The sequence below is a fragment of the Paraburkholderia sp. FW306-2-2C-D06C genome (genome assembly GCF_058781505.1).
The window spans coordinates 1-7,246 of record NZ_JBYSWU010000106.1; the positions used below are offsets into that span (position 1 = coordinate 1).

Below are 7,246 nucleotides of genomic sequence, written 5' to 3' on the forward strand. Positions count from 1 at the left end.
AAATCGATCCCGTTCGCTAGCAGCCAAGCCTCTCGCGCGTCAACGTCAATCGTGACGGTACTCATCGAGTGCTTACATGACAGGCGCTGGTGAACTAATTTGTTTGAAACGGGAGAATCCCGTGTCGCTGCGTTCGGCGGGCGTGGTTACCGAGTCATCGCACGAAGCACGTAAGCCTTTTCTTTAACAAGTCCTCGCAGAAAGGCCATCACGGTCTTCCTGTCTCTCTCCGGGTGCTTGCTTGTGACGCATCAAACCACAAGAAGTTGTTCAATCCAAGGGTGAACATCCGGCGAGCGTTGACCGCGAAGTAAAAAAATCATCTCGCCGCTATAGGGGGCATTTCGTTCAATCATGCGTTTTACTCGTCGCGCAACTTTATTGAAAGCCACCTCGGTTCGCGGATCATTTATATCGATTTTGAGGAAGGCAGCCTTTGCATCGCGTACGGCCTCTAAAAGCATCACCGCTGTTAAGTGCCGTTGCTTGCACGTCGGCTCGTGGTCTAGGTGATAGACCTCTGTCGACTTTTCTACTCTTCGGACGGAGATCGTATCGTCCTTGGTCGAACACGGGCGCCCATTTTCACGCATGCATCCCAGTAATTCCCAGTCGTTTAGATCGCAGGGATCCAATATCTCGACCCGTTCTCCGTGCACGGTCTGGAGCAGATCGTCGAAATCTAGGGTCGCCGCGTTTACTGCATATACGCGTGCCGGTTCATTCAGCAGCGGGAACCTGTCTGCTTTGCCACCGCTCGTCCCGTTTTCCACATCGATACGACGACTATTGCAGAAGGTGCATGCGTATCTGAAATTGCCTCGCTCGCACGCTAGCCATTTATAGCCGAAGTGAGGCATCGACGCGTCGCTGACACGTCCTTTGGGACGGAAGTGGTCGACTGCATTGTCAGATCGAGTAATCGGTGTCTCGCAGAACCAGCATTTATTGACGAGCAATTCGGCGAGCCTTGCCTTGATGCCTTGCCAGATGTCATCGCTGCCGGTAGGCACCGCGATCCCTTGGGTAATCGCGCGTGTAGCGGCTTCTGCCTTTGCAAGCCAGCCGTCGGGTAGACGTAGCGCCTCTATGTCAACGTATCTCAACTCTCCGCACCCTCCGCATCATCCGCTAATGACGCTAAAAGTCGACGTGATAGTGCTTCTCGCTCTTCTCGGCTCATACTCAAAACGCTGCCTGCCAAACTGTCAGAGTCCTCCGTTTGGAATCTCTGTTCCAACTCGCTTCTTCGCAGGCGGAGGTATCGAGAGTACTCATCATCGGCATAGAAGAAGCGGAACCCTAGACGGTCGAGACGTTCGTTAACCTGATCAAGTTGCTCCTTTTCACCCTGAGTGAGCTCCCTTTTCATCGAAAGAAGGCGCTGCTTCTCAAGGTCAAGCTGCGTCGAGCGATCAAGGGAAGACGCAATGCCGAACATTTCGCTCGTGACAATCGACGCGTATCCCATGCCTCTAGGATCTGCTTCTGGAAACGAGGAAACGATTCGACGGTCGTCTCCGTCGCCATGAGCGCGGAGGATCTGCACTTGGGTTTTTGAGAGCTCTGCGATTGCGAGCGGATTGTGCGTCGTCATGATCACATGGCTCGACTCTTGTTCCGCCGCAGAGCTGCCAACGAACTCCTTCAGAAACGCTAAGTACTCGACACTCCACTTTGGGTTGAGGTGCGTATCCGGCTCATCCAACAGGAAAAGGCTTTCGTCCTCGGCTGTGAATTTTAGTAAGCCCAACACAGTCAGGAGTTGTTGCTCGCCTTCGCTCAGCTCACTGAATGTGACTGTCCCGTCATTTTTCTTCAGCTTGACCTTTATGCGCACCTCATCAAGCAGTTGCGACACGTCGGTACTCTCAAGATCTCTGAAGAATTTTGCAGGCGACTGCGAGCCTACTAAGGCACGAAGCGCTTCAATATCCTTGATAAAAAGATACTTGAACTGTAATAGCTCTGTATTCCAGAGCGAAGTTGGAACGCGACGTTCCACCTCGACGGGTGCCAAAGCCACTTCCATGAGTCGAGCGAGAAAGGTGCTTACTACCCCTCTTGCTCCCCAAAACCGAGGGTCACCATCAGGATGCGGTTTCCATGGGGGTTCCCGCAGCACAAATAGCACTGATTCCAAGGCGTCGTCTGGGTTGAGTCCTAAGTGGTCACGCAGCAAGCTGGACGCTTCGCTGGAGGAACCGATCATAAATGCGAGTAATACGAATTGACTATGCACTGGCAATGCGTAGAAAAGTCTCTTTAGACCTGGATCCTTGCCTTCCCGGAGCTGTTCGTCATACCACTGAAGGTACGGCGAAAAAACATTGTGCATCCGTGAGCTTTCCCCGGAGTAGTAGCTGAAAACGTAGCGGGGAAGATTGGTTTCATCGCCAAGAAATTGCTTAATTGTAGGATGCTGCGGCGCAGGCGGCCCGAAACCATCGGGAGCGAGAGCAGGAACTACGGCAATTTGGAACGGCGTTTTCTTATCAGGATCGTGTTCAATTTGAACTGTTCGCTGGGTTTCGCCTCGGCCAATTCGGTACGTCAGCCCGAATGCGAAATCAATGCGCGGCGTCTTCCTTGGCCAAATCAATTCACGGAAAATAGTCGCCATTGCCTCGAGCACGTTCGATTTGCCCGTGCCGTTCCACCCGATAACGACCGTTACCCATTCACCCTGTTCGAAGTCGATCGTGACATTCTTAAGGTTCTTGAACCGATGGGTCGCGCTGTCCTTGTCGCTCCCAATCCGAAGTTTATCTACGCGCATATTAAACGGAAGTCTTCAATCGTAGTCGCTGTCCGACTTTAGTCCCGGAAAGATCGTGGACTGACTCGACAAGCAAAGTGCCTGCTACATCGAGTTCTCGAAGCTCAGCGAAAAACGGTTCTATGTTCTCTGTTCGTGTGCCAAATCCGATTCCATATTGCTCAGCGAGCAGTTGGGCTGGGACCCAGTCTTTGGCTTCTTGTAAAAGATCTAGCACCGTCTTGCGCATCTTTTTACCTCCTAGCCCTACCGCTTTGATCAGTGGCTTGGTAGACCTTGTTATCTTGGCGGCCGCGAGCATTTCAAGCTGAACTGTGGCAGGCTCGTCCGATGTACGGCTCGTTTGCCACTGCCCCGATAAAGCTTGATGAACCAGACCTTTGTACAGCACATCCAGATTTTTCGCGGCATATTGTGCTTGACTCGCGACGCCCGCTAACTTCTTTAGGCCGGTATCTACTCGGTGCACGAGTTCACGCTGATCGGTGATGCTGGGGCAAGGTAACTCGAACGCAGCAAGCTTTTTTGAGTTGATGTTTGACTGGCTCACTCCATCGCTCTTTACAAGACGACAATATTTTCGTCCAGTAGGGCTGTTTATACAGTGAGTTAGATACTCCGGCAACATTTGGTCGGAGCACCTTACTCGGATCAAGTAGCCGGCAAAGATCGCCGGGCGGGTTCCCCGATAGATCGCAGTTTTTCCGACGAGCTGCGGACTGTTTGTTCGGTTGAAGAGAACATCGCCAGCTGTAAGCATGTAACGCTCAATTTCTCGTGCATCGGAAGTAAATACTAAGTCAGACCAATCCAGCTCGCCCTTTTGGATATTGCCCATCCGAAGTACCGGAACATTGCCAGTGGCTGCCGATTTCGCCGACGAACCGTATGTAAGACTCAATGCGATATCGCCGACTGAAACAAGGGTAACTTCGTCTCGATCCTGCTTCGAGAGTAATGTGAGGTCGTACGCTCCCTGCAACAGTGATGCTCGCGCCGTCTCGACGGATGCGAGTACGGTGTCAAGATGGTTGCGAGCTACATCGCTTCGCTGTTCCAGAATGCGGATCCGCGCTGCGATGCGTTTTTGCTCCGCCACTGGGGGAAGAGTGATCTCAGTTGATTCGAATGCACCCTTAGTCACGTGGCGAAGTCCTGCTCCTCCGTGCGCCTTCGCAATTTGCTCGTCGAGAGTTTGGTTTATCGCAAGCCGTAAGTAATCGCGGTCAACAAATTGTTGATCAACTCGAATGTTGAATATATGTTGGTTGAGTACGGCGGTTGGTCCGCGCCAGATATGCGCCCCAAACGAGGTGCCAGGCGTGCCTGACCAGGCAAACAGAAGGTCGCCGGTTTGAACAAGATGCCGTTCCGCAACTTCACCAGAAAAATAGTTGAAGGGAGCATCGGGCTTATTCAGATTTTGAATGCGAATGATTGGAAGGCCCGATTTTGCCCATTCATTTGGCTTAAATGCGCGTCCGTTGTCTAGCGTCGCGATTGCACCGATTGTCGTCGCCGCCCAGCCTTGCGGTAGCGTGCTCACCGTTCGGTCTCCTCCGGGGCAAACTCATCCACTAGTTGCTCGATTTCGGCCATAGCGGTTTGCAGATGGTAGAGAACAGTAGACAGTGCTTCTTGAGGTGTAATGTCGGTCGTCTCTGCATCCTCTTCATTCGACGTGAGCCAAACGAGATCGAGATTGTCCTCTCGGGCTGAAATTTGCTCCCGATCAAAATATCTCCAGCGCTCGATTCCGTCTTGCAGGGCTCTCATACTCCGACCGCATGGATCGTTCCCGAATAACGATTCGAACTCTTTGAAATGCGAGCACGTTAGCGGTCGCGTCTTTCCGAATCGAGGCATGCCGGTTCGCATGTCGTAGACCCAAATGCGAGCGCTGTTGTCTGCGGCGCCGGACCGCCGAGTAAAAAACAGAACGTTCGTATTTACGCCTTGGCTATAAAATATTCCGTTGGGCAACCGCAGGATGGTGTGGAGATCGCAATCACTCATCAGGTTGGAGCGGATTAGCCGTCCGACGCCATCCTCGAACAGCACATTGTCAGGCACTACAACAGCCGCCCTGCCGCCCTCTTTGAGACCGAACCAAATGTGTTGTAAAAATGCGAGCTGCTTGTTTGTTGTGTGATGCGGCAAGTTTGTTCGCGTCTTTCTCGCGCTGCCCGCTTTGTTACCAAAGGGCGGGTTAGCCAAGATTAGGTCCGCAGGTTGTAAAGCATCCGCATCAGAAGTCAATGCGTCGCCAAGGATGATCGTTGCATTCAGTCCGTGAAGGAACGAATTCATTTGGCAAATGCGATAGGTTCCCTTCTCGATTTCCGAGCCTTCAAATGACGGAGGTTTCGATGCATAGTCTTCAGGCGATGTCTCATTTGCCATACTCTGCTTGGCGGAGATCAGGAACCCTCCAGTACCGCATGCAGGGTCTTGAATCAACTCACCAAGTCGAGGTCGCATCAACTTCACCATGCTATCTACAAGCGGTCGGGGCGTGAAATATTGACCTGCGCCTGACCGAGCGTCTTGTGAATTGCGGGCCAGCAAACCTTCGTAGATATCGCCCATCCCGTCGGCAGTCACCGAATGCCAATCGAGCTTCCCGATTCCGGAGATTACGGCCTTCAGGTTCTCCGAGTGTGAGAAGACCGTTGTAGGGAATGCGTAAATTTCTTGGACAATTGGAGTCGACGCGTGTCCCCCAAGATAGGTAAGGATGTCTCGATAGAAAGTCAACAGATCGGAACCGTCATAGTCGGCTAGGTCGCGCCAGCGACAGCCCTCTGGCAACGCAGACTCGGTTTCTGTCTCTTCAGCAATTTTTAAGAAAAGAAGGTATGTCAGTTCCGAAATGTATTCGTGGTAACTGACTCCATCCCCGCGCAAAATGTGACAAAGGCTCCAAATGCGCCTGACAAGTTCTTGGCTGGTTGCGGCAGGCTTAGGGGGCACACTGACCTCTGTAAGAGTTGATACTTTGGGAATCGCGACTAGGCCCTCAGGCAAATCTAGGAGCGCAACGAAAATTGTGCGTTGTCTGGCCCTCAACGGCGCCATGCCGATTCCACGCAACGTTAAATTATACCGTGCAGACTGTCGAGCCGCGCCTTGGGGCAGGTCAGCGCAGCCGTGAGCTGGCACTTGTTTGCAAGATGCTCGGTGCCAGCATCTGCGATTATTGTGCGTCTCGTTTGGTCGATGCAGTTTTTGGAGTCCGGTGGCTCGTGTTTGGCCCTGAGCCTAAGCTGGATTCCCCGCTCTACCAAACATCGCGGGGTACGTCCTGTGCATTTGTTGCATTAAGTCTAGGGGTGCCGCTGGCGGGGGTTGTTTTGGGGGTATGTTAGAAAATGAAGTTACAGCGAGCCCCGTAGAATAAAGGCTCCGTTGATTAGTTCGTCCTCCTCCCACCAATAGGATTCCAGCATCACCAACGTGTCAATCAGGCGCCATACTTTTGCTGCAAGTGCAACGATATGCCTGACTAACAGACAACAAAGAGCAAGAATATGCTGTACAACAAAGCCGACCTAGCGTCGGCTTTGTTGTTTCTGGGACGGATGACCTTGCCCCTGTTCCGCGAATCCCATCATCGAGACCGCGAAGTTGAGCGGCCTCGACCTCTCCGCCTACCTGATCGATCCGTTCGGCCGCTTCGCATACTTGTTGCTTACGTGCCGCTCATTCGCCAACTACTTGCTCGTGGCGTCGACGGGGATCTCGGCATCTCGCCTGGGCCGGCGCACGGCTCTCACCTTCCCGCTGCTTCCCCCTCCGCAAAAGAACTGATCGCCGCCATCGGACTCGAGTCCCGACACGCCTATTCCGGCCGGCATATCGAGCCTCTCGAGGACCTCTCCCGTGCGAGGATCGACTCGCCTCAACTCGCTCTCATCACCTTCCCAGGTGCCGTGCCAGAGTTCTCCGTCGACCCAGGTAACCCCGGTGACGAAGCGATTGGATTCGATGGTGCGAAGAATCGCCCCTGTCTGGGGATCGATCTGATGGATCTTCCGGTCCCGATACTGCCCCACCCAGAGCGTCCCTTCGGCCCACGCGAGCCCCGAGTCAGCGCCGCCGCCGGGCGCCGGGATCGTCGCGAGCACATGGCCGGTCGTCGGATCGATCTTCTGGATGCAATCCTCGACGATCTGAAACAGGTGCTGGCCGTCGAAGGCCGTTCCGGCATGCGCGGCGACATCGATCGAGCGCAGCGTTTTCCCGCTCGCCGGATCGAGGGCGTTCAGCTTGTCTCCGCTAGCAAACCAGACTTGCTGACCGTCGTACGTGACCCCACCCACCTGGTCGACACCCGGAAAGGGTCCGTATTCACGGACGATTTTGGCTGCGGATCGATTCATGCTTCCATCCTGGTTATCCTCAAGAAAACACCGGGCCGCCCCAAGTTTTCCGCTCTGCAGGAAGTCCCCCGCCCCGCAGGAAGTC

At 53.7% G+C, this 7,246-nt stretch carries 5 protein-coding genes; all 5 read right to left on the reverse strand.

Annotated elements, in window-relative coordinates; translation table 11 throughout:
* Positions 1–251: 251 nt before the first annotated feature.
* The 5 genes from AC3WLT_RS36655 to AC3WLT_RS36675 all read right to left on the reverse strand — a co-directional run bounded on the left by AC3WLT_RS36655 (position 252) and on the right by AC3WLT_RS36675 (position 7,161).
* A complete protein-coding gene (locus AC3WLT_RS36655; RefSeq protein ID WP_492596443.1) occupies positions 252–1,106 on the reverse strand; it encodes a hypothetical protein in 855 nt (284 codons plus the stop codon).
* A complete protein-coding gene (locus AC3WLT_RS36660; protein WP_492596444.1) occupies positions 1,103–2,779 on the reverse strand; it encodes an AAA family ATPase in 1,677 nt (558 codons plus the stop codon). The genes AC3WLT_RS36655 and AC3WLT_RS36660 overlap by 4 nt, the downstream gene beginning before the upstream one ends.
* 1 nt (position 2,780) lies before the next feature.
* Complete coding sequence (locus tag AC3WLT_RS36665; RefSeq protein WP_492596445.1) at positions 2,781–4,325, reverse strand: restriction endonuclease subunit S; 1,545 nt, start codon at positions 4,323–4,325, stop codon at positions 2,781–2,783.
* Entirely contained in the window at positions 4,322–5,857 is a 1,536-nt protein-coding gene (locus AC3WLT_RS36670; RefSeq protein WP_492596446.1) for a class I SAM-dependent DNA methyltransferase, read from the reverse strand. Before AC3WLT_RS36670 ends, AC3WLT_RS36665 begins: the two co-directional genes overlap by 4 nt.
* Before the next feature lie 635 nt (positions 5,858–6,492).
* Positions 6,493–7,161 (reverse strand): Vgb family protein, encoded by a 669-nt coding sequence (locus tag AC3WLT_RS36675; protein WP_492596447.1) that lies wholly within the window; start codon positions 7,159–7,161, stop codon positions 6,493–6,495.
* Positions 7,162–7,246: the final 85 nt, after the last annotated feature.